Origin of the sequence: Paraburkholderia sp. DHOC27 (genome assembly GCF_003429005.1) — a bacterium.
Taxonomy (GTDB): domain Bacteria; phylum Pseudomonadota; class Gammaproteobacteria; order Burkholderiales; family Burkholderiaceae; genus Paraburkholderia.
This window is the reverse complement of the sequence record NZ_QVQV01000007.1, coordinates 311,734-333,549: the sequence shown is the minus strand read 5'-3', so window position 1 is coordinate 333,549 and position 21,816 is coordinate 311,734. Positions and strand designations below refer to the sequence as shown.

General features: G+C 63.0%; 20 protein-coding genes. 17 read left to right on the top strand and 3 right to left on the bottom strand.

Translation table 11 applies throughout. From position 1 onward, the window contains the following. From D0B32_RS23065 to D0B32_RS23020, 10 genes are all read left to right on the top strand, one after another. Entirely contained in the window at positions 1-1,206 is a 1,206-nt protein-coding gene (locus D0B32_RS23065) for a 1-deoxy-D-xylulose-5-phosphate reductoisomerase (protein ID WP_117336606.1), read from the top strand. A 7-nt stretch (positions 1,207-1,213) separates the two neighbouring features. After that, a complete protein-coding gene (rseP, locus tag D0B32_RS23060) occupies positions 1,214-2,638 on the top strand; it encodes an RIP metalloprotease RseP (RefSeq protein ID WP_117336605.1) in 1,425 nt (474 codons plus the stop codon). 63 nt (positions 2,639-2,701) lie between these two features. Continuing rightward, positions 2,702-5,002, top strand: a complete 2,301-nt coding sequence (gene bamA, locus D0B32_RS23055; RefSeq protein ID WP_117336604.1) for an outer membrane protein assembly factor BamA — start codon at positions 2,702-2,704, stop codon at positions 5,000-5,002. A gap of 51 nt (positions 5,003-5,053) precedes the next feature. After that, the gene (locus D0B32_RS23050; protein WP_404935589.1) at positions 5,054-5,632 is read left to right on the top strand and encodes an OmpH family outer membrane protein; all 579 of its coding nucleotides are present in this window, start codon (positions 5,054-5,056) and stop codon (positions 5,630-5,632) included. Positions 5,633-5,652: 20 nt separating this feature from the next. Further along, positions 5,653-6,732 carry a UDP-3-O-(3-hydroxymyristoyl)glucosamine N-acyltransferase gene (gene lpxD / locus D0B32_RS23045; protein WP_117336602.1) on the top strand — a complete coding sequence of 360 codons (1,080 nt, stop codon included), beginning with the start codon at positions 5,653-5,655 and terminating at the stop codon, positions 6,730-6,732. 225 nt (positions 6,733-6,957) lie between these two features. Next, a complete protein-coding gene (gene fabZ, locus D0B32_RS23040; protein ID WP_117336601.1) occupies positions 6,958-7,425 on the top strand; it encodes a 3-hydroxyacyl-ACP dehydratase FabZ in 468 nt (155 codons plus the stop codon). Between the two features lie 39 nt (positions 7,426-7,464). Beyond that, a complete protein-coding gene (lpxA, locus tag D0B32_RS23035) occupies positions 7,465-8,253 on the top strand; it encodes an acyl-ACP--UDP-N-acetylglucosamine O-acyltransferase (protein ID WP_117336600.1) in 789 nt (262 codons plus the stop codon). 3 nt (positions 8,254-8,256) lie between these two features. Beyond that, on the top strand, positions 8,257-9,426 hold the full coding sequence (gene lpxB / locus D0B32_RS23030; protein ID WP_117336599.1) for a lipid-A-disaccharide synthase: 1,170 nt from the start codon (positions 8,257-8,259) through the stop codon (positions 9,424-9,426). Continuing rightward, positions 9,423-10,208 (top strand): ribonuclease HII, encoded by a 786-nt coding sequence (gene rnhB / locus D0B32_RS23025; RefSeq protein WP_259295106.1) that lies wholly within the window; start codon positions 9,423-9,425, stop codon positions 10,206-10,208. The genes lpxB and rnhB overlap by 4 nt, the downstream gene beginning before the upstream one ends. A gap of 97 nt (positions 10,209-10,305) precedes the next feature. Continuing rightward, entirely contained in the window at positions 10,306-11,088 is a 783-nt protein-coding gene (locus tag D0B32_RS23020; protein WP_117336598.1) for an RNA methyltransferase, read from the top strand. A 31-nt stretch (positions 11,089-11,119) separates the two neighbouring features. Here D0B32_RS23020 and D0B32_RS23015 read toward each other — a convergent pair whose 3' ends face one another. Beyond that, complete coding sequence (locus D0B32_RS23015; RefSeq protein WP_117336597.1) at positions 11,120-11,935, bottom strand: pyruvate, water dikinase regulatory protein; 816 nt, start codon at positions 11,933-11,935, stop codon at positions 11,120-11,122. Between the two features lie 647 nt (positions 11,936-12,582). On the opposite strand from D0B32_RS23015, the gene ppsA reads away from it, so the two are divergent. From ppsA to D0B32_RS23000, 3 genes are all read left to right on the top strand, one after another. Further along, the gene (ppsA, locus tag D0B32_RS23010) at positions 12,583-15,003 is read left to right on the top strand and encodes a phosphoenolpyruvate synthase (RefSeq protein WP_117336596.1); all 2,421 of its coding nucleotides are present in this window, start codon (positions 12,583-12,585) and stop codon (positions 15,001-15,003) included. A 122-nt stretch (positions 15,004-15,125) separates the two neighbouring features. Continuing rightward, the gene (locus tag D0B32_RS23005) at positions 15,126-15,575 is read left to right on the top strand and encodes an NfeD family protein (RefSeq protein ID WP_117336804.1); all 450 of its coding nucleotides are present in this window, start codon (positions 15,126-15,128) and stop codon (positions 15,573-15,575) included. Between the two features lie 173 nt (positions 15,576-15,748). Then, on the top strand, positions 15,749-16,681 hold the full coding sequence (locus D0B32_RS23000; RefSeq protein WP_117336595.1) for an SPFH domain-containing protein: 933 nt from the start codon (positions 15,749-15,751) through the stop codon (positions 16,679-16,681). 114 nt (positions 16,682-16,795) lie between these two features. On the opposite strand, the gene smpB is transcribed toward D0B32_RS23000, so the two are convergent. Further along, complete coding sequence (smpB, locus tag D0B32_RS22995; protein WP_117336594.1) at positions 16,796-17,242, bottom strand: SsrA-binding protein SmpB; 447 nt, start codon at positions 17,240-17,242, stop codon at positions 16,796-16,798. 100 nt (positions 17,243-17,342) lie between these two features. Here smpB and D0B32_RS22990 point away from each other — a divergent pair, with 100 nt between their 5' ends. After that, positions 17,343-17,780: a type II toxin-antitoxin system RatA family toxin gene (locus tag D0B32_RS22990; protein WP_117336593.1), complete on the top strand. Its 438-nt coding sequence runs from the start codon at positions 17,343-17,345 to the stop codon at positions 17,778-17,780. Next, complete coding sequence (locus tag D0B32_RS22985; protein ID WP_117336592.1) at positions 17,777-18,112, top strand: RnfH family protein; 336 nt, start codon at positions 17,777-17,779, stop codon at positions 18,110-18,112. The genes D0B32_RS22990 and D0B32_RS22985 overlap by 4 nt, the downstream gene beginning before the upstream one ends. 89 nt (positions 18,113-18,201) lie before the next feature. Here D0B32_RS22985 and D0B32_RS22980 read toward each other — a convergent pair whose 3' ends face one another. Beyond that, positions 18,202-19,179: a DMT family transporter gene (locus D0B32_RS22980; RefSeq protein ID WP_117336591.1), complete on the bottom strand. Its 978-nt coding sequence runs from the start codon at positions 19,177-19,179 to the stop codon at positions 18,202-18,204. Positions 19,180-19,480: 301 nt separating this feature from the next. Between D0B32_RS22980 and guaB the strand changes: the two genes are divergently transcribed. Then, a complete protein-coding gene (gene guaB, locus D0B32_RS22975; RefSeq protein WP_117336590.1) occupies positions 19,481-20,941 on the top strand; it encodes an IMP dehydrogenase in 1,461 nt (486 codons plus the stop codon). Positions 20,942-20,946: 5 nt separating this feature from the next. Beyond that, a complete protein-coding gene (locus D0B32_RS22970; RefSeq protein WP_117336589.1) occupies positions 20,947-21,663 on the top strand; it encodes a hypothetical protein in 717 nt (238 codons plus the stop codon). Positions 21,664-21,816: the final 153 nt, after the last annotated feature.

The window sequence follows — 21,816 nt, the reverse complement described above, 5'->3', positions numbered from 1 at the left end:
ATGCAAAAACGTCTGACACTGCTCGGTTCCACGGGCTCGATTGGAGACAGCACGCTCGACGTCGTCGCGCGGCATCCCGAGCGCTTTTCGGTCTACGCGCTCACCGCGCATCGCAACGGCGACAAGCTCGTCGAACAATGCCTGCGCTTTCGCCCGGAAGTGGCGGTGGTGGGCGACGCGACGACCGCGGCGCACGTGGCCGGTAAACTGCGTGAGGCCGGCTGCAAGACCGAGGTGACGTACGGTCCCGAGGCGCTGGTCGAGGTCTCGAAGAGCGACGGCTGCGATACGGTGGTGGCCGCGATCGTCGGCGCTGCAGGGCTGGCGCCGAGTCTGGCCGCAGCGCGCGCCGGCAAACGCATCCTGCTCGCCAACAAGGAAGCGCTGGTGATGTCCGGCGCCATTTTCATGGACGCGGTGCGCGATCACGGCGCCGTGCTGCTGCCCGTAGACAGCGAGCACAACGCGATTTTTCAGTGCCTGCCGCGCGAAGCCGCGCTGCACGGCGGCGTCTCGAAGATCATCCTGACCGCTTCCGGCGGCCCGTTCCGCACCCGCGATCCGGCCAGTCTCGTCGACGTCACGCCTGACGAAGCCTGCAAGCATCCGAACTGGGTGATGGGCCGCAAGATTTCGGTCGACTCCGCCACCATGATGAACAAGGGCCTCGAAGTGATCGAGGCGCATTGGCTGTTCGCGCTGCCGGGCGAGCGCATCGAGGTGCTGATTCACCCGCAGAGCGTGATCCACTCGATGGTCTCGTACGCGGACGGCTCGGTGCTCGCGCAACTCGGCAACCCCGACATGCGCACGCCGATTGCGCACGCGCTGGCGTTCCCGGACCGCGTCGATTCCGGTGTGGCGCAACTCGATCTCGTGCAGGTCGCTTCGTTGTCGTTCGAGAAGCCCGACTACGCGCGTTTCCCGTGTCTGGCGCTGGCCGTCAAGGCGCTGGCCGAGGGCGGCATCGCGAGCGCGGCCTTGAACGCCGCCAACGAAGTTGCGGTGGATGCGTTCCTGTCGCGCAAGATCGGCTTCATGGCGATCGCGCAAACCGTCGATGCCGTGCTGAACGCGCTGCCCAATCGCAGCGCAGAGGCGCTCGAGGACGTGATCGAAGCGGATGCGGCCGCCCGCCGGGCCGCTGCTGGTTTTATCGAGCGGCTGTCGGTGTCCGCGCCGCGCACGGAACGCGTCGTCCAGTGAGGCGAATATGAATCTGCTGATCGAAGTGCTCGCCTTCGTTGTCGCGATTGGCGTGCTGGTGGTGGTCCACGAGTACGGGCACTACAGCGTAGCGCGCCTGTGCGGTGTGAAAGTGCTGCGCTTTTCGATCGGCTTCGGCAAGCCGCTGCTGCAGTGGGTGAGCCCCAAAACCGGCACGGAGTGGACGGTCGCCGCGCTCCCGCTGGGCGGCTACGTCAAGATGCTCGACGAGCGCGAGGCCGGCGCGCCCATTCCCGCTGACATCCTGCCGCAGGCGTTCAATCGGCAGTCGGTGGCGAAGCGCTTTGCGATCGTCGCCGCCGGTCCGGTTGCCAACTTCATTCTTGCCATCGTACTGTTCGCCGCCGTGTTTGCCACGGGCGTGAGCGAACCCGCGGCCATCGTCGCGGCTCCCGCGCCGAATACGGCTGCGGCGCTCGCGGGTTTCGACGGCGGCGAGACCATCGTAGCCGTGCGCAATGCGAATGGCGGTCAATCGGAACCGGTGCGGTCGTGGTCCGATCTGCGCTGGAAGATGCTGGGCGCGGCGTTCGATCACCGCCGCATCGTGCTCAGTGCGCGTGACGGTCACGGCACCTTCGAATTTCCGCTGGATCTGCGCGACGTCTCGGAGAAAGACGTCGACGATAACTTCATGTCGCACCTGGGCTTTGAGCCTGGCGGCGGCAAGCTGATCGTGGCCGGCGTGCAGCCGGGCAGCGCGGCACAGAGCGCGGGCCTGCTGCCGGGCGACCGCCTGCTGTCCATCGACGGCACGCCCACCGACAACGCCACGGCCTTCATCTCTTACATCAAGACGCACGCAGGCAAAACGCTCGCGTTGCAGGTCGAGCGCGGTACCGACGCGAGCCAGACCGGTGCAGCGAACAAAACTGACAGCAACAAGAGCGACGGCAAGATCGAGACCTTGCAGGTCGTGCCGCAGATGCAGCGCGACGACACCTCCGGTCAGCAGATCGGCCGCATCGGCGCGGAACTGGCTACCCAGGTGCCGTCGATCGACGTGCGCTATGGCCCGCTCGAAAGCCTGCAACTGGGCGCGCATCGCACGTGGGATCTCGCGGTGTATTCGGTGCGTATGTTCGGCCGCATGATCACCGGCGAAGCGTCGCTGAAGAATCTGTCCGGCCCGGTGACGATCGCCGACTACGCCGGCAAGAGTGCGCGTCTCGGTCCCTCAGCATTCCTGTCGTTCCTCGCCCTTGTCAGTATTAGTCTCGGCGTGCTGAACCTGCTCCCTATCCCGGTATTGGATGGGGGTCATCTGTTATATTATTTGGTCGAAGCCGCGACCGGCAAAGCCGTATCGGATCGCTGGCAGCTCGTGTTCCAGAGAGCAGGACTTGCCTGCATCGTCGCGTTGTCGGCCATTGCGCTGTTCAACGATCTGGCGCGTTTGATCCATTTTTAAAGTTCCGGTGGCGCTTTGCATGGCAGCCGCCTGAACGGGTTTAGCTCTACATGGGGAAGTCCGTTGTTGAAACCTCGCTTTATTCCTAAAACGGTAGCGGCCGCGGCATTGACCGCGCATGGGTTGGTCGCCCATGCCACCACACCATTCGTGGTGGGTGACATCCGTATCGAGGGGTTGCAACGCGTCGAGTCGGGCACTGCGTTTGCCTATCTGCCCATCCATGTCGGCGACACCTTCACGGACCAGATGGCCTCTGACGCCATTCGCGCGTTGTATGCAACCGGCTTCTTCGACGATGTGCAGATTGCCACTGAAGGCAATATCGTCATCGTGCGCGTGGTGGAGCGTCCCGCCGTTGGCACCATCGACTTCTCCGGTCTGCACGAATTCGACAAGGACAATCTGACCAAGGCGCTGCGCGCTGTCGGCCTGTCGCCGGGCCGTTACTACGACAAGGCGCTGGCCGCGAAGGCCGAGCAGGAGCTCAAGCGTCAATACCTCACGCGCGGCTACTACGCGGCTGAGGTCACGGCAACCGTCACGCCCATCGACCGCGATCGCGTCTCGCTGCTGTTTTCGGTGGACGAAGGTCCGAGCGCGAAAATCCGTCAGATCAACTTCATCGGCAACAAGGCCTTCAGCGACAGCACGCTGCTCGACGAAATGCAGCAGGCCACGCCGAACTGGTTCTCGTGGTACACGAAGAGCGATCTGTACGCGAAAGACAAGCTCACCAGCGATCTGGAAAACCTGCGTGCGTACTATCTGAATCACGGCTATCTCGAGTTCTCGATCGACTCGACCCAGGTCTCGATTTCGCCGGACAAGAAGGACATGTACCTCACGCTCTCGCTGCACGAGGGTGAGCCGTACACCATTTCCGGCGTGCATCTGGCGGGCAATCTGCTGAGCCGCGAAGCCGAACTCGGTTCGTTGCTGCAGATCAAACGGGGCGAGCGTTTCTCGGCTGAGAAGCTGCAAGCCACCACCCGGGCGCTCGTCGACAAACTCGGTGAATACGGCTACGCGTTCGCCACGGTGAATGCGCAACCGCAGATCGACCAGCAAGGTCATACCGTCGATCTGACGCTGGTCGTCGATCCGAGCCGACGCGTCTACGTACGCCGCATCAACATCGTCGGCAATACACGCACGCGCGACGAAGTGGTGCGCCGCGAAATGCGCCAGCTCGAAAGCTCGTGGTTCGATTCGAATCGCCTCGCGTTGTCGAAGGACCGCATCAACCGTCTCGGCTATTTCACTGACGTCGACGTGACCACCGTGCCAGTCGAAGACACGGCGGACCAGGTCGATATCAACGTCAAGGTGGCGGAGAAACCGACCGGCGCCATTACGCTGGGCGCGGGCTTTTCGTCCACGGACAAGGTGATCCTCTCGGCCGGTGTGTCGCAGGACAACGTGTTCGGTACAGGCACGAGCCTCTCGGTCAACGTCAATACGGCGAAGACGTACCGTACGCTGACGGTCACGCAGGTCGACCCTTATTTCACGGTTGACGGCATCAAGCGCATTACCGACGTCTACTACCGTACCCAGCAACCCTTGTACTACTCGACGGATTCGAGCTTCAAGATCGTCACGGTGGGCGGCGACCTCAAGTTCGGCATTCCGTTTTCGGAAGTGGATACGGTCTACTTCGGTGCCGGTCTGGAGCAGAACCAGATCGATGTAGACTCCGCCACGCCGCAGAGCTATATCGACTACGTGAACCAGTTCGGGCGCGTCTCGAACAACGTGCCGATCACGGTGGGCTGGGCGCGCGACGCACGTGACAGCGCGCTGGTGCCGAGCCGCGGCTACTTCACGCAGGCCAACGCAGAATTCGGCACGCCGGCCGGCGGCACGCAGTACTACAAGGCTGACGTACAGGCACAGTACTATTATTCGTTTGCGCGCGGCTTCGTACTCGGCTTCAACCTGCAAGGCGGCTATGGCAGCGGTCTGGGCGGCAAGCCTTACCCGATCTTCAAGAACTACTACGCAGGCGGGATCGGTTCGGTGCGCGGCTATGAACCGAGTTCGCTGGGCCCGCGGGACGCGTCCACGGGCGATCCGGTCGGTGGGTCGAAGATGGTGGTTGGCAACGTCGAATTGACCTTCCCGTTGCCCGGCACAGGCTATGATCGCACGCTGCGCGTGTTTACCTTCCTCGACGCGGGTAACGTCTGGGGCAACGAAGGCAATAGCGTCGGGGCGAACGGTTTGCGGTACGGCTACGGTGTGGGTCTGGCGTGGATCTCGCCAATCGGGCCCCTCAAGCTGAGCCTGGGTTTCCCGCTCACGAAGCACAGTGGCGATCAGTACCAGAAATTCCAGTTCCAGCTCGGAACGGCATTCTGATTGGATAGTCCGGGCATTGCCGGACGTCTTCACAGTATCGAGAGGATGACTTTGCTAACAGGTATGTTTTCGACAGGTTTGAGGCGGGTCTTTGCGAGGTTCGCCTCCGTGACGTGCGCGCTGGCGCTGGCCATGACATTTGGCGTGGGCGTTGCGCATGCACAGGAAGCGAGGATCGCGGCCGTCAACTCGGATCGTATTCTGCGCGAGTCCGCCGCAGCCAAGGCCGCGCAGACCAAGCTCGAAGCCGAATTCGCCAAGCGCGACAAGGATCTGCAAGACATGGCGCAGCGGCTCAAGACCATGTCGGATTCGCTGGATAAAAACGGCGCTTCGATGGCGCCGGCCGACCGCGCCGAGAAGCAGCGCGAACTGTCGCAGCTCGACACGGATTTCCAGCGCAAGCAGCGTGAGTTTCGCGAGGACCTGAACCAGCGCCGTAACGAGGAGCTGGCAGCCGTCCTCGATCGCGCCAACAAGGTGATCAAGCAGATTGCGGAGCAGCAGCACTACGACCTGATCGTTCAGGAAGCCGTGTACGTGAGCCCGCGCATCGATATCACCGATCAGGTTCTGAAGGCGCTGGCAGCGGCGCCGAGCAACGGCACGTCGTCGACACCCGGTAACTGATTAGCAGGAGCAGCACACGCATGGCATTTACGCTCGAGGAAATCGTCCAGCAGTTCGGCGGTGAGGTAGTCGGAGACCGGTCGCAGCGCGTAGGCAGTCTGGCGCCGCTCGACCAGGCGGGCCCGAACCAGCTGGCGTTCCTCGCCAATCCGAAGTATCTGTCGCAAGTCGAGAGCACGCGTGCGGGTGCTGTCCTGATCAATGCTGACGATCTCGGCAAGCTGAATGGTGTCGAGGCGCGCAACTTCATCGTCACGCCGAATCCCTACGCTTACTTTGCCCGTATCGCCCAGGCGTTCATCGACCTGGCCACGCCGAAGGCTGTGCCGGGCGTGCATCTGAGCGCGACCATCGACCCTTCCGCGAAACTCGCGGCGAGCGCCGTGATCGGCCCCAACGTGACGGTCGAAGCGGGCGTGGAAATCGGCGAGAACGTGCGGCTCGACGCGAACGTGGTGATTGGGCGCAACACGAAGATCGGCGCGGGGGCGCATCTGTATCCGAACGTCAGCGTGTACTACGGCTGCAAGATCGGCGAGCGCGTCATCATCCACGCTGGCGCGGTGATCGGCTCGGACGGTTTTGGCTTTGCCCCCGACTTCGTCGGTGAGGGCGAGGCGCGTACCGGCAGCTGGGTCAAGATCCCGCAGGTCGGCGCGGTGTCGATCGGTCCGGACGTGGAGATCGGCGCGAACACCACGATCGACCGCGGCGCGATGGCCGATACCGTCATCGAAGAATGCGTGAAAATCGACAACCTGGTGCAGATCGGCCATAACTGCAAGATCGGTGCTTACACCGTGATTGCCGGCTGCGCGGGCATTGCGGGCAGCACGACGATCGGCCGTCACTGCATGATCGGCGGCGCGGTCGGTATTGCCGGGCACGTTACACTGGCCGATTATGTGATCGTGACCGCCAAGTCGGGCGTCTCGAAGTCGCTGTTGAAGCCTGGCATGTACACGAGCGCGTTTCCCGCCGTGAATCATGCGGACTGGAACAAAAGCGCGGCATTGCTGCGTAATCTCGATAAACTGCGTGACCGTATCAAGGCGCTGGAGGCGGCTACTGCCGCCAACGCGCCGAGCGACAAGGCCTGAGCATCGCGCGGCCGTTCGCATGCCAGCGCATCGCATGAGCGGTGCGGCATGGGCGCGGCGCCCGATGTCAGGCGAAACAGGCAGATCAAGCAGGAAGCGTCGCTTGCATTGGCCGTGCAGCATGGGGCTGCAAGGTCACAGGAAGCGACGGCAGCATGCGTTACAACCCACCTGAAACCGTATCCGCAGTCATCATCGCGCAGTCAATGCGTGAGCAGAAACACCATGAGCACCGAAAAAATCAATCTCGACATTCATAAGATTCTCACGCTGCTGCCGCATCGCTACCCGATCCTGCTCGTTGACCGGGTGCTCGAACTCGAGCCGCACAAGAGCATCAAAGCGCTGAAGAACGTGTCGATCAACGAGCCGTACTTCATGGGTCACTTTCCGAGCCGTCCGGTGATGCCCGGCGTGCTGATCCTCGAAGCGCTCGCGCAGACCGCGGCGCTTTTGACGTTCTCGGAAGAGCCGCACGATCCGGCCAACACGCTGTACCTGTTCGTCGGTATCGACAATGCGCGCTTCAAGCGGGTGGTGGAACCGGGCGACCAGTTGATCCTGAACGCCACGTTCGAGCGGCACATGCGCGGCATCTGGAAGTTCAAGGCGCGCGCCGAGGTGGATGGCGTCGTTGCGGCGGAAGCCGATCTGATGTGCGCGGTCCGGCACACGGACACCGACGGCAAGTAACGCATCCACATAACGCAACGGAATCAGAAGCGAGGGCGCATGAGCAGGATTCATCCTACTGCAATCGTCGAGCCGGGCGCACAGCTCCACGAAACGGTTGAAATCGGGCCGTATGCCATTGTCGGCCCGCACGTAACGATCGGCGCGGGTACGACCGTCGGTTCGCACAGCGTGATCGAAGGCCACACCACCATTGGTGAAGAAAACCGCATCGGCCATTACGCTTCCGTGGGCGGCCGGCCGCAGGACATGAAATACCGCGACGAGCCCACCCGGCTCGAGATCGGCAATCGCAACACCATTCGCGAATTCACCACGATCCACACCGGCACGGTGCAGGACGCGGGTGTCACCACGCTGGGCGACGACAACTGGATCATGGCGTACGTGCACCTTGGGCACGACTGCCATGTCGGCAACAACACCATTCTGGCGAGCAATGCGCAGATGGCAGGGCACGTGACGATTGGCGACTACGCCATCGTCGGCGGCATGTCGGGCGTGCATCAGTTCGTGCGCATCGGCGCGCATTCCATGCTGGGCGGCGCGTCGGCGCTGGTGCAGGACATTCCGCCGTTCGTGATTGCGGCGGGCAACAAGGCCGAGCCGCACGGCATCAACGTCGAAGGGCTGCGCCGGCGCGGTTTTTCGCCGGATGCGATTTCGGCGCTGCGCGCGGCGTATCGGCTGCTGTACAAGAACGGTCTGTCGCTGGAAGAAGCCAAGGTGCAGTTGACCGAGCTGGCCTCGGCCGGCGGCGACGGCGACGCGCCGGTGCAGGCGCTGGTCGACTTCGTGGTCGCATCGCAACGCGGCATCATCCGCTAACCGATGGTCCTTCAACCCAGCCCGCTGCGGCTCGCGATGGTGGCGGGCGAGCCTTCCGGCGACCTGCTTGCCGCGTCCCTGCTCAATGGCCTCGCCGAGCGCCTGCCCGCCAGCACGCAGTACTACGGCATCGGCGGCCCGCGCATGATTGCCACCGGCTTCGACGCGCATTTCCCCATCGAAAAGCTGACCGTGCGCGGATATGTCGAAGTACTGCGTCATATCCCCGAGATTCTGAGCATTCGCAACGAGTTGAAGCGTCAGTTGCTGGCGGATCGGCCGGCTGCGTTTGTCGGTGTCGACGCGCCGGACTTCAACTTCAGCCTCGAACACGCACTGCGCGAAGCCGGTATTCCGACGGTCCACTTCGTGTGTCCGTCCATCTGGGCGTGGCGCGGCGGCCGGATCAAGAAGATCGCCAAAGCGGTCGACCACATGCTGTGCGTGTTTCCGTTCGAGACCGCGCTGCTGGAAAAGGCCGGCGTCAACGCGTCGTATGTCGGCCATCCGCTGGCCGACCAGATTCCCTTCGAACCCGACACGTTGGGCGCGCGGCGCACGCTGGGCCTGCCCGAGAGCGGTCCGGTGATCGCGGTGCTGCCTGGCAGCCGTCGCTCGGAAATCAATCTGATCGGTCCGACGTTTTTCGCGGCGATGGAGCTGATGCAGCATCGCGAGCCGGGTGTGCGTTTCGTGATGCCGGTGGCGACACCAGGGCTGCGCGAACTGCTGCAGCCGCTCATCGACGCCAGCCCGGGCCTCGCGCTGACGCTGACGGAAGGGCAGTCGCAAGTGGCCATGACGGCCGCCGACGCCATCCTCGTCAAGAGCGGCACGGTCACGCTCGAGGCTGCGCTGCTCAAAAAGCCGATGGTGATTTCCTACAAGGTGCCTTGGCTCACGGGTCAGATCATGCGGCGCCAGGGATATTTGCCCTACGTGGGGTTGCCGAACATTCTTGCAGGGCGCTTCGTGGTGCCGGAAATCCTTCAGCACTTCGCCACGCCTGAGGCGCTCGCGGATGCCACGCTGAAACAGTTGCGCGACGAAGCCAACCGGCGCACGCTGACGGAAATCTTCACGGAAATGCATCACGTGTTGAAGCAAAACACCGCTGAGCGGGCAGCTGAAGTCGTCGCGAGCGTGGTCGAACGCCGTGGAGCGCGGCGATGACCGGCGCACGCGTGCCCCGCCGCAAGCCGGCTGCGGCTGCGGCGCAACCCGGCTTTAACTTCAACGCGCCCGACGAGATTATCTGCGGCGTGGACGAAGCCGGACGCGGGCCGCTGGCGGGGCCGGTGGTGGCCGCGGCGGTGATCTTCGATCCGTCGAAGCCGATGATTCGCGGCCTCGACGATTCCAAGGCGCTCACGGCGAAAAAGCGCGACGAACTGTACGACAAGATCGTCGAGCGGGCGCTGTGCTATTGCATCGCGTCGGCGTCGGTCGAGGAAATCGACACGCTTAATATCCTGCATGCCACCATGCTGGCGATGAAGCGCGCGGTGGAAGGGCTCGCGGTGGTGCCGACGCTCGTCAAGATCGACGGCAATCGCTGCCCCGTGCTGAGCGTTCGCAGCGAGGCGATTATCGGCGGCGACGCGCTGGTGAAAAGCATCTCCGCCGCTTCGATTCTCGCCAAAGTGACGCGCGACCGCATGCTGCTGCAGTTGCATCAAACCTTTCCCGTCTACGGTTTCGACGCGCATTCAGGGTACGGCACGCCGCAGCACCTCGCCGCGCTGCGTGAGCATGGGCCGTGCGAGCATCATCGGCGCTCGTTTGCACCGGTGCGCGAGGCGCATCTGCGCATCGGGACGGGCGGCACGATAGGCACATTGGGCACCATCGACGTGCTGACCGGTCAGACGCAGATATTGCCGCCGCTGTCCCCGGCCGACATGTCCAATGAATGGCTCGACGACCCATTCAACGAAAACGGCGCCCGCGCCTGACGTACTCACGGCGGCATGCCGCGTGCCTGTTTGTCTAAACGCCTCATCGCTTCGCCGCATCACCGACTCACTCACTTTCTGACGCTCTGCGCTGCCTGTGAAAGCCATCACCTCGCGGGACAATCCGCTCTATAAACGCCTGAAGGCCCTGGCCGGCTCGACGCATCAACAGCGTCGCAGCGGTCATGCGCTGCTGGAAGGCTTCCACCTTGCAAGCGCGTATCTGGACGTCGCCGGCCAGCCGGAAACCTGTGTGATCACCGAAGGCGCGTTGCGTCACGAAGAGGCTCAGGCCATCGTGGCGCGGCTCGACGCGCAGCGCATCGTGACGTTGCCGGATGCCTTGTTCGGCCAGTTGTCGAACGTGGTGAACGGGGTGGGCATTCTGCTGCTGGTGGAGAAGCTCGCCGCCCCGTTGCCGGAGCGCGTCAGCGAGACCTGCGTGGTGCTCGACGGCGTGCAGGATGCCGGCAACGTGGGCTCGATTCTGCGCAGCGCGGCGGCGGCCGGCGTGCAGCAGGTGTTCTGCGCACCGGGTACGGCTTACGCGTGGTCGTCCAAGGTATTGCGTTCGGGGATGGGCGCGCATTTCCTGCTGCAGATCCACGAAGACGTGGAGCCGCAAACGCTGATCGAGCGTCTCGCTGTGCCCGTGGTCATTACGGATTCGCACGGCGCTGAGGCCATCTACGATTGCGATCTGTCGGGGCCGCTTGCCTGGGTGATGGGCAACGAGGGCGCGGGCGTGTCGCAGACGTGGCGCGATGCGGTCACGCTGCGCGTCACGATCCCGCAGCCGGGCGGTATGGAATCGCTGAATGTGGCAGCGGCTGCCGCCGTGTGTCTCTTCGAGCAATGCCGGCAGCAGCGGGGCGCGTGAAACGCGACACGCCCCAGTCTCCTCAATCTATTCAATAAGTCGGCCGGTCCAGCTTGATCTCTTGCAGGATCGTCGTCGCGATTTCTTCGATCGACTTGTGGGTCGACGACAGCCACTTGATCCCCTCACGCCGCATCATCGATTCGGCTTCGTTGATCTCATAACGGCAGTTTTCGGGCGCCGCGTACTTGCTGCCCGGCCGGCGCTCGTTGCGAATCTCCGAGAGCCGCTGGGGATCGATAGACAGCCCAAACATCTTCTGCCGGTGCGCGAGCAGCGGTGTCGGCAGCTTGCCGCGTTCGAAGTCTTCCGGAATCAACGGATAGTTGGCCGCCTTCACACCGTATTGCATGGCCAGATAGAGGCTCGTCGGCGTCTTGCCGCTACGTGACACGCCTACCAGAATCACATCGGCGTCGGCCAGATTGCGATTCGATTGACCGTCATCATGCGCCAGCGAGAAATTGATCGCCTCGATACGGTTCTTGTATTCCTCGGTATCCGCGTTCTGGTGGCCGCGTCCCATCGCATGGCTCGACTTCAACTCCAGTTCCTGTTCGAGCGGCTCCACGAAGGTCTGGAACATATCGAGCACCAGCGCGTTCGAGCTTTTGACGATCTTGTTCGACGCACTGTCCACCAGCGTCGTGAAAACGATCGGACGGCGGCCGTCCTGCTGGACCGCTTCGTTGATCTTTTCGAGCGTGGCGTAGGCTTTCTCGGACGAGTCGACAAAAGGCACGCGAACCAGACGGAATTTCTGGTCGAACTGGGAGAGGATTGAGTGCGCGAAGGTTTCGGCAGTAATCCCGGTACCGTCGGAGACGATGAATACGGTTGGCGGCATCAGTGGGGCAGGGAACGTGAGCGGGAATGACGCTCGGATCTAACTTCGGACGCTTGAATCTACATCGCCGTAACGACGCCTGATGTGCGGTAGCCAACTGGACGCTACGCGGCGCGCACGCCTCGCATCAAGCGACGCAACGCAAGCCACGCAGACGTCGACACGGCGCGCCGCTGGCGGCGCGTTCCGCCCTGTCCGCCTCGCGGCGACCGTGCCATAAGCCCGGCGGCGCGTGCGCGGCGCGGTTGGAAGCGCAATTCTCGTCCGACAGTCACATTTCGAGAGTCGGCACGGTAGAATAGCCAGAACCTGTTGGATAAGCAATTGCAGGCGAACCGCGCTTAAGTTGCCTCGAACGCTGGTCATCCACCCGCCTTCTGCGGCGATTGTGCTGATAACTCGCCGCGATTTCGAGCAATTTTGAGTAATTTCGTCAAACCGCTCGCTTCCGCCCGCTTTCAGGTGCCGTGCCGCGCCCCTAAAGCGCCGCGGCACGGCACGGCATTTGCAAGCCTGCACTATCACCCGTGCAGTGCGCGATTGCTTACCCAACAGGTTGTGCAAGACCGAGACCCCGCTTCCTATGAGCGCCTCGTGTCCAAGCCCACTTGCACAGCCGAGTATTTCTTTCACACTTAGGGGCTTGTATGACTAACGCAGTTAACGTCGCAAAGGATCAGGCGTATGTAGTTCCGTTCGAGCAGTTGCGGATGACCGATGTAGAAATCGTGGGCGGCAAGAACGCTTCGCTAGGCGAGATGATCAGTCAGCTTGCCCAGGCCGGCGTGCGGGTGCCCACGGGCTTCGCCACCACGGCACTGGCATTTCGCGACTTCCTCCATCACAACAACCTGACCGAACGCATCGCCAAACGTCTCGAAACACTCGACGTGGACGATGTGAAAGCGCTTGCCGAAGCCGGCAAGGAAATCCGTCAATGGATCGTCGACGCGCCGCTGCAGCCGAAGCTCGAGGCTGACATTCGCGCGGGCTTCGACACGCTGCAGAACAGCTCGCCTGAAGAGCTGTCGTTCGCGGTCCGCTCGTCGGCGACGGCAGAAGATTTGCCGGACGCGTCGTTTGCGGGTCAACAGGAAAGCTACCTGAACGTGGTCGGCATCGACGAAGTGCTCGATCGCATGAAGCACGTGTTCGCGTCGCTCTACAACGACCGCGCCATCTCCTATCGGGTCCACAAGGGTTTCACGCACGCAGAGGTGGCGCTGTCCGCCGGCGTACAGCGCATGGTGCGCTCCGACGTGGGCGCAGCGGGCGTGATGTTCACGCTCGACACGGAATCCGGCTTCAAGGACGCGGTGTTCATTACGTCGAGCTACGGCCTCGGTGAGACCGTCGTGCAGGGCGCCGTGAATCCGGACGAGTTCTACGTCTACAAGACCACGCTCGCACAGGGCAAGTACCCCATCATCCGTCGCTCCATCGGCTCCAAGCTGATCAAGATGGAATTCACCAAGCCGGGTGAGCCGGGCCGCGTGAAGACCGTGGATGTCGCGCATGAGCAGCGCAACCGCTTCTCGATTACGGACAACGACGTGATCGAGCTGGCGAAGTACGCGGTGATCATCGAAAAGCACTACCAGCGTCCGATGGACATCGAATGGGGCAAGGACGGCCGCGACGGCAAGATCTTCATCCTGCAGGCGCGTCCGGAAACCGTGAAGAGCCAGGCGAGCGGCAAGGCCGAGCAGCGCTTCAAGCTGAAGGGCCAGTCGCAGGTCATCGTCACGGGCCGTGCAATTGGCCAGAAGATCGGCGCGGGTCCGGTACGCGTGATTCACGACCCGTCGGAGATGGACCGTGTGCAGCCGGGCGACGTGCTGGTCGCCGACATGACCGACCCGAACTGGGAACCGGTGATGAAGCGCGCGTCGGCCATCGTCACGAACCGAGGCGGCCGTACCTGCCACGCGGCGATCATCGCGCGTGAACTGGGCGTGCCGGCGGTGGTGGGTTGCGGCGATGCCACCGACCTGCTGAAGGACGGCGCGCTCGTCACCGTGTCCTGCGCGGAAGGCGACGAAGGCAAGATCTACGACGGTCTGCTCGAAACCGAAGTCACCGAGGTGCAGCGCGGCGAACTACCGGCCATCCCGGTGAAGATCATGATGAACGTCGGCAACCCGCAACTCGCGTTCGACTTCTCGCAGTTGCCGAACGCGGGCGTCGGCCTCGCGCGTCTCGAGTTCATCATCAACAACAACATCGGTGTGCATCCGAAGGCGATTCTCGAGTATCCGAACGTCGATCAGGATCTGAAGAAAGCGGTCGAAAGCGTGGCGCGTGGTCACGCGTCGCCGCGTGCTTTCTACGTCGACAAGCTCACCGAAGGTATCGCGACGATCGCGGCGGCGTTCTATCCGAAGCCGGTGATCGTACGTCTGTCGGACTTCAAGTCGAACGAGTACAAGAAGCTGATTGGCGGTTCGCGTTACGAGCCGGATGAAGAAAACCCGATGCTGGGTTTCCGCGGCGCTTCGCGGTATATCGCGGAAGACTTCGCCGAAGCGTTCCAGATGGAATGCATCGCGTTGAAGCGCGTGCGTGAAGAGATGGGTCTGGACAACGTCGAGATCATGGTGCCGTTCGTGCGCACGCTCAAGCAGGCGGAAAAGGTGGTCGGCCTGCTCGGCAAGTTTGGTCTGAAGCGCGGCGAAAAGGGCCTGCGCCTGATCATGATGTGCGAAGTGCCGTCCAATGCGATCCTCGCCGAAGAGTTCCTGCAGTTCTTCGACGGCTTCTCGATTGGTTCGAACGATCTGACGCAGCTCACGCTGGGTCTCGACCGCGACTCCGGCATGGAACTGCTGGCGGTGGATTTCGACGAGCGCGATCCGGCCGTGAAATTCATGCTGAAGCGCGCCATCGAAACCTGTCTGCGGCTGAACAAGTACGTCGGTATTTGCGGCCAGGGTCCGTCGGATCATCCGGACTTCGCGCAGTGGTTGACGGAAGAAGGCATTGCGTCGATCTCGCTGAATCCGGACACGATCATCGAGACGTGGCAGGCCTTGGCCAAGACAACGGCAGAGAAGGCAACCGCGCAGTAAGCAGTGCGCATCGCCGCTGCGTGAGGCTCGTCAAGGTGGGCCGTCACGCGCGGTAATTTGCACCAGCTTCGTGCTATAAACACCCCGGTGGATCCGGGGTGTTTTGCTTTGTGGAGGTCGACGTGGCGCCAGGTGGACTGTTCTGGTGGATCGGAGCCGGTGTGCTCATCGTGCTGGAGTTGATGAGCGGCACTTTCTATCTGCTGATGATCGCATTGGGCTTTATCGCGGCGGCCTTCGCGCGGATCGCGGGGGCCACACCCGACGTGCAGTTTGGCGTCGCTGCGCTGGTGGCGCTGGCGGCTGTCGTGCTGCTGCGGCGCTCGCGTTTTGGACGCAGGACGCGCACGCGCACGGTGGCCGCACGCAATCCCGACGTGAACCTGGATATCGGTCAGACGCTGGCGGTTACAGGCTGGCGTGACCGGCGTGCCCGCGCGAACTATCGGGGCGCGGCATGGGACGTCGAGCTTGCGCCGGGCGAACCGGAGGACGCGAAGCTCTATGAAATCAGCGCACTGGACGGTTGCCGTCTGATCGTCGTGGCGAGCAAACGCGCAGTGCAGGTCTGAATGCGCGCGAGCCGCGCGCCTTGCAAGCGTGGCGAACGCGCGGAAATGAAAACGGGCCCACAGGCGCGGGGCCAGGCGGGGGAGTGATGCGGAACCTGAGGAGCCTCGAAAACAGGAACCTCGCAGAGCGCCGCCTCACCACATAACAATTCAAACCAGAAACTGGAGCAACTATGGATTCGACTATCGTCGGGGCAGTGCTTCTCATCATCGTGATCGTCATCGCGGCGCAGACCATCAAGATCGTGCCGCAGCAACATGCGTGGGTGCTGGAGCGGCTCGGCCGCTATCACGCCACGCTCACGCCGGGCTTGAGCCTCGTCGTGCCGTTCGTCGACCGCATCGCCTACAAGCACGTGCTCAAGGAAATCCCGCTGGACGTGCCGAGCCAGGTCTGTATCACGCGCGACAACACGCAGTTGCAGGTGGACGGCGTGCTGTATTTCCAGGTCACCGACCCGATGAAGGCATCCTACGGGTCGAGCAATTTCGTCTTCGCCATCACCCAGCTCTCGCAGACCACCTTGCGTTCGGTGATCGGCAAGCTCGAACTCGACAAGACCTTCGAAGAACGCGACTACATCAATCACAGCATCGTGTCCTCGCTCGACGAAGCGGCCTCGAACTGGGGCGTCAAGGTGCTGCGTTACGAAATCAAGGATTTGACGCCGCCCAAGGAGATCCTGCACGCCATGCAGGCGCAGATCACCGCGGAACGTGAGAAGCGCGCGCTGATCGCGGCTTCGGAAGGGCGCAGGCAGGAGCAGATCAATATCGCCTCGGGTGGCCGCGAGGCGGCGATCCAGAAGTCAGAGGGGGAGCGCCAGGCGGCGATCAACCAGGCGCAGGGGCAGGCAGCGGCGATTCTGGCGGTCGCCGAGGCCAATTCGCAGGCCATCCAGAAGATTGCGGCGGCGATCCAGTCGGCCGGCGGCATGGAGGCGGTGAATCTGAAGGTGGCCGAACAATATGTGAATGCGTTCGGCAATCTGGCCAAGCAGGGCACGACGCTGATCGTGCCGGGCGATCTGTCGAACATGAGCGCGATGATCGCTTCGGCGCTCACCATCGTGAACAAGGGCAAGGGCGCTACAGAGGTGCGTTGAGCACTGCGCAAACACACACGCTGTGCAAACAAAAAGGCCCGCGAATCACGCGGGCTTTTTTTTGTCAGCAGGGCTTTTCAGCAAAGCATTCGTCGGCAAAAGACAGCTTGCCGCTCAGGTCGGCGTGCGCATCAACCGCGCCTTCTCGCGTTCCCAGTCGCGCTTCTTTTCGGTTTCGCGTTTGTCGTGCAGCTTCTTGCCCTTCGCAAGACCGATCTCGCATTTGACGCGGCCGCCCTTGTAATGAAAATTCAACGGCACGAGCGTATAACCACGTTGCTCGACCTTGCCGATCAGCTTGCTGATTTCCTCGCTATGCAGCAGCAGTTTGCGGGTGCGCACGGGGTCCGGCGAAATATGGGTGGAGGCCTCGGGTAGCGGGCTGATATGCGTGCCGATCAGGAACAGTTCGTTGTTCTTGATGACCACATAGCCTTCCTTGATCTGCCCGCGGCCGGCGCGCAATGCCTTGACCTCCCATCCTTCGAGCACGAGCCCTGCTTCGTAGCGTTCTTCGACCGAATAGTCGTAGAAGGCTTTTCTGTTGTCTATGATGCTCATGAATGGAAAGTGCCCAACTCGTTTAAAATCACGATTTTAGCAAAGCGGGGCGAGGAAAGCCCGCGGCGCTTGTCCACCCTTGCCACGTGCTGTCCAATTTATGGCAGATGTCCAGAAAACCGTGTTGATACGCCATTCGGCGGAACAGATGTTCGACCTCGTGACCGATGTCGCCGATTATCCCAACTTCCTGCCCTGGTGCGGCGGGGTAGAGGTTCGCCGTCAGGACGAGCACGGCATGGAGGCAAAGATCGACATCAACTTCAAGGGCATCAAGCAGCACTTTGCCACGCGTAACAGCATGCAACGGCCCACGCGCATTGATATGGAGTTTGCCGACGGACCGTTTCGCAAGTTCACCGGCTACTGGCGCTTCACCGCGTTGCGCGAAGACGCCTGCAAGATCGAATTCGCGTTGCACTACGAATTCACCAACATCATTCTCGAGAAGATCATTGGCCCGGTGTTCAGCCATATTGCCAACACCTTCGTCGAATCGTTCGTGAAGCGCGCCGACCAGCGCTACGGTAAGGCATGAGCGCGCTGCTGTCGATCGAAGTCTGCTACGCGCTGCCAGGCGGCGATCAGGCGCTGCTTGCGCTCACGTTGCCCGAAGGCGCCACCGTGCAACAGGCGGTGGACGCGAGCGGCATCCTCCAGCGCTATCCGCAGATCAATCTGGCCGAACAGAAGGTGGGTGTGTTCGGCAAGCTCAAGACGCTCGATGCGGTGCTTGCCGACCATGACCGCGTCGAGATCTATCGTCCGTTGATCATCGACCCGAAAGCGGCGCGCCAGCGGCGCGTCGAGAAGACCCGCAAGGCGGGTTCAATAGAAGGGCGCCGGTGGACGAACCGCGACTCGCGCTAGCAGCGTAGTCGGCTTCGGCTTCGGCTTCAGCCTCGGCCTTGGGCGGCGGTGGCCCAGATCTGCCAGGACGCCCGTCCACTCCATGTCGATCAATGCGCGGACGCCTGCGCCTTGTCCTCGATTGAAGCGCTATCGGCATCATCACCCGCGTGCTGGCGCACCGACCAGCTCACGCCGGCCACCAGCAGCGCGATCGCGGCCATTTCCAGCGGGCGGGGCAGCCGGTGATCGTAAATGAACGCATAAAGCAGCGCGAACAGCGTTTCGAACACGATCATCTGACCTGATAGCGTCAATGGCAGCCGCTTGGAGGCGGCATTCCACAGACCGTTGCCGAGCCAGGACGCGCCGATCGCGAGCCCCAGGTTGAGCAGCCAGAAGGTCTGCCAGCGCTCTCCCGCGACGGCAGTCTGGACACTGCCGGCCGGCAGCAGGCCGATCACGAGCCACAGCGACGCGCCGAGCACCCCCGTCACCACGCCCCACAGCACCGACCATTCGTTGCCGCTGAAATGCGTCTGACGCTGCAGGTAACGGGCGTTTTCGATCGCAAACCAGGTCCAGCAGGCGAGCGCGCCGATCGCGCAGGCGAGCCCGGCGAGCTTCGTCAGCACGCCGGTGGGGGCGCCGTCGGCAACTGCCGTAAACACATCCACGTTGATACAGGCAATGCCAGCCACCACCATGACGAGCGGCCACGCCAGCCGCGCGAGCGGCACCGCGCCGTGGTCGCGCTGGCCGAGCAGCGTGATGGTGACGGGCAGCACGCCGACGATCAGCGAGGCCGGCGCAATGCCGATCAGGTGGACCGCGCTCGTCAGCAGCACGTAGTAGAGCAGGTTGCCCGCCAGCGCGAGCTTGATGAGGGCGGCGAGGTCGGCGCGCGTCAGACGGGCGCGCAGCGAGCGCGCCACGGGCAGCGCGGCGGCCAGCGAGACGAGGCCGTACATGGTGTAGCGACCCGCGCTGAGGAGCAGCGGGGAAAAATCGGGCAACATCCGCGGCACCAGAAACACCATGCCCCACAACGCCCCGGCCATGACGCCGTAAGCCACACCACGCTGCATGAACTGCTCCAACCTGAAAAAAACTGAACGGTTGCGCAGGTTACCCGTTCGGGCGGGTGGGTGTCTTGTTTCATTCTGCACTGCAAGGCTTGCGCAATGGCGGGCGCCGGGCTTGCCGGCACATTCGAACGCGCAAACGAAACCCGATTGAACCCGACCCGAACGGCGAAGCGAAATTCGCCCGCCGAAACTGTCTGGAAAGACCCTGGAAAGCCGCGGGAAATTCGCTAAGCTGCTGTTCGTGCAGTGAAAACCGTGGAGGTATCGCGTATAATTCGCTTTTGCGCCTATAGGATTTGCCATGCGTCTGATCCAAACAGCACTCACGTTCGATGACGTGCTCCTCGTCCCGGCCTTCTCCGACGTTCTGCCGCGCGACACCAGCCTCAAAACCCGGCTGACCCGCAACATTTCCCTGAACATGCCCCTCGTGTCCGCCGCCATGGACACCGTCACCGAAGCCCGTCTGGCCATTGCGATGGCGCAAATGGGTGGCGTGGGCATCATCCACAAGAACCTGACGCCGGCTGAACAGGCGCGGGAAGTGGCCAAGGTGAAGCGTTTCGAATCGGGCGTGGTGCGCGATCCGATCACGGTGCCGCCGCAAATGAAGGTGCGCGACGTGATTGCGCTGTCCCGTCAGCATGGCATTTCGGGCTTCCCGGTCGTTGAAGGCGCGCAACTCATCGGTATCGTCACCAACCGCGACCTGCGCTTCGAAGAGCGTCTGGACGAACCGGTGCGCAACATCATGACGCCGCGCGAGCGCCTCGTCACCGTCAAGGAAGGCACGCCGCTCGCCGAAGCCAAGGCGCTGATGCACAGCCACCGGCTGGAACGCGTGCTGGTCATCAACGACTCGTTCGAACTGCGCGGTCTGATGACGGTGAAAGACATCACCAAGCAGACCGAACACCCGGACGCCTGCAAGGACGAACACGGCAAGCTGCGCGCGGGCGCCGCAGTGGGCGTGGGTGAAGACAACGAAGAGCGCGTCACGCTGCTGGTGCAGGCGGGCGTCGACGTGATCGTCGTGGATACGGCGCACGGTCACAGCAAGGGCGTGCTCGAGCGCGTGCGCTGGGTCAAGAAGACCTTCCCGCACGTGGAAGTGATTGGCGGCAACATCGCCACTGCCGACGCAGCGAAGGCGCTGGTCGAATACGGCGCGGACGGCGTGAAGGTGGGCATCGGCCCGGGCTCGATCTGTACCACGCGTATCGTCGCGGGTGTGGGCGTGCCGCAGGTCACGGCCATTGCCAACGTGTCGGAAGCGCTCAAGGGCACCGGCGTGCCGGTCATCGCAGACGGTGGCGTGCGCTTCTCCGGCGACATCAGCAAGGCGCTGGCCGCCGGCGCGAATGCCGTGATGATGGGCAGCATGTTCGCCGGCACGGAAGAAGCGCCGGGCGACGTGTTCCTGTACCAGGGCCGTCAGTACAAGTCGTACCGTGGCATGGGTTCGGTCGGCGCGATGAAGGACGGCGCAGCAGACCGCTACTTCCAGGACAACTCGGCGAACATCGACAAGCTGGTGCCGGAAGGCATCGAAGGCCGCGTGGCGTACAAGGGTTCGGTGAACGCCATCCTGTTCCAGTTGATCGGCGGCGTGCGCGCCAGCATGGGTTACTGCGGCTGCCGCACCATCGCCGAGATGAACGACAAGGCCGAGTTCGTGCAGATCACCGGTGCCGGCCTGCGCGAGTCGCACGTGCATGACGTGCAGATCACCAAGGAAGCGCCCAACTACCACGTGGACTAACGCCTATGAAGCCGCTGCTGCGCGCCATCCTGATCATCGATGCCTTGCTGTTGCTGGCCTTCGGTCTGCTGTTTCTGCTGACGCCGTGGACCTCGCTGTACAACGCCTTGCAGCTCGTGCAGACCGAGCCCACGCTGGTTGGGCAAGGGCTGGGCATCGCGCTGATCGGTCTCGCGTGGCTGGCGTTCCATGCCTCGATCGACGGCGCGCTGACCACCACGGTCGCCAAGGTCGTCGGGCATGTGAACTGGCTGACGGGCCTGCTGATGCTGGTCTGGCTGATCGGCCTGCACCGCCCTGAGCTGACCGGCTTCGGCCAGCTGGTGGCGGTGTCGGCGGGTGTGCTGCTGGTGGTGGTCGGTCTTGGCGGCGTGCGGCTCACGCGTGTGGTGCGGCGTCGCGAACGGCTGCGTGTCACGGAAGCCGCAGCGGCCGAGCGTGCTGAGCGCCAGGCGGCGAAAGACGCGGCCAGAGGGCGTGACGCGGTGGGCTATCGGGCTGTGCGTACCGAACCGGTGGTCGAGCCTGTGCTCGATCCGGTGGTGTCGCCGGTCACGCGTCCTGTCATGCCGGTCACGCCGGCCAGCGCGGCAAGCACCCGTCCCGTGGAAGCCGATTATCTGGCCGGCGACCGCAAGGCGCCGCTCTCGGCGAGCGACACTGACGCACGCAATTCCGCTGCGGATGCACCGGGCGCGCCGCGGCCACCGTTTCATGGCTGAGGGCAAGTTTTTCACGCCACTTGCCGTTGCCCCCGGTTTCCGTCTGCACGCGTGCTTCACGGCACGCCGGTTCGCTTCCAGACATCGTGCTGCTCATCCAGGCCAGAGCGGCCTGAGAGGTCGGGCAGCGTTGCATTCAACGCCGCGCCACGT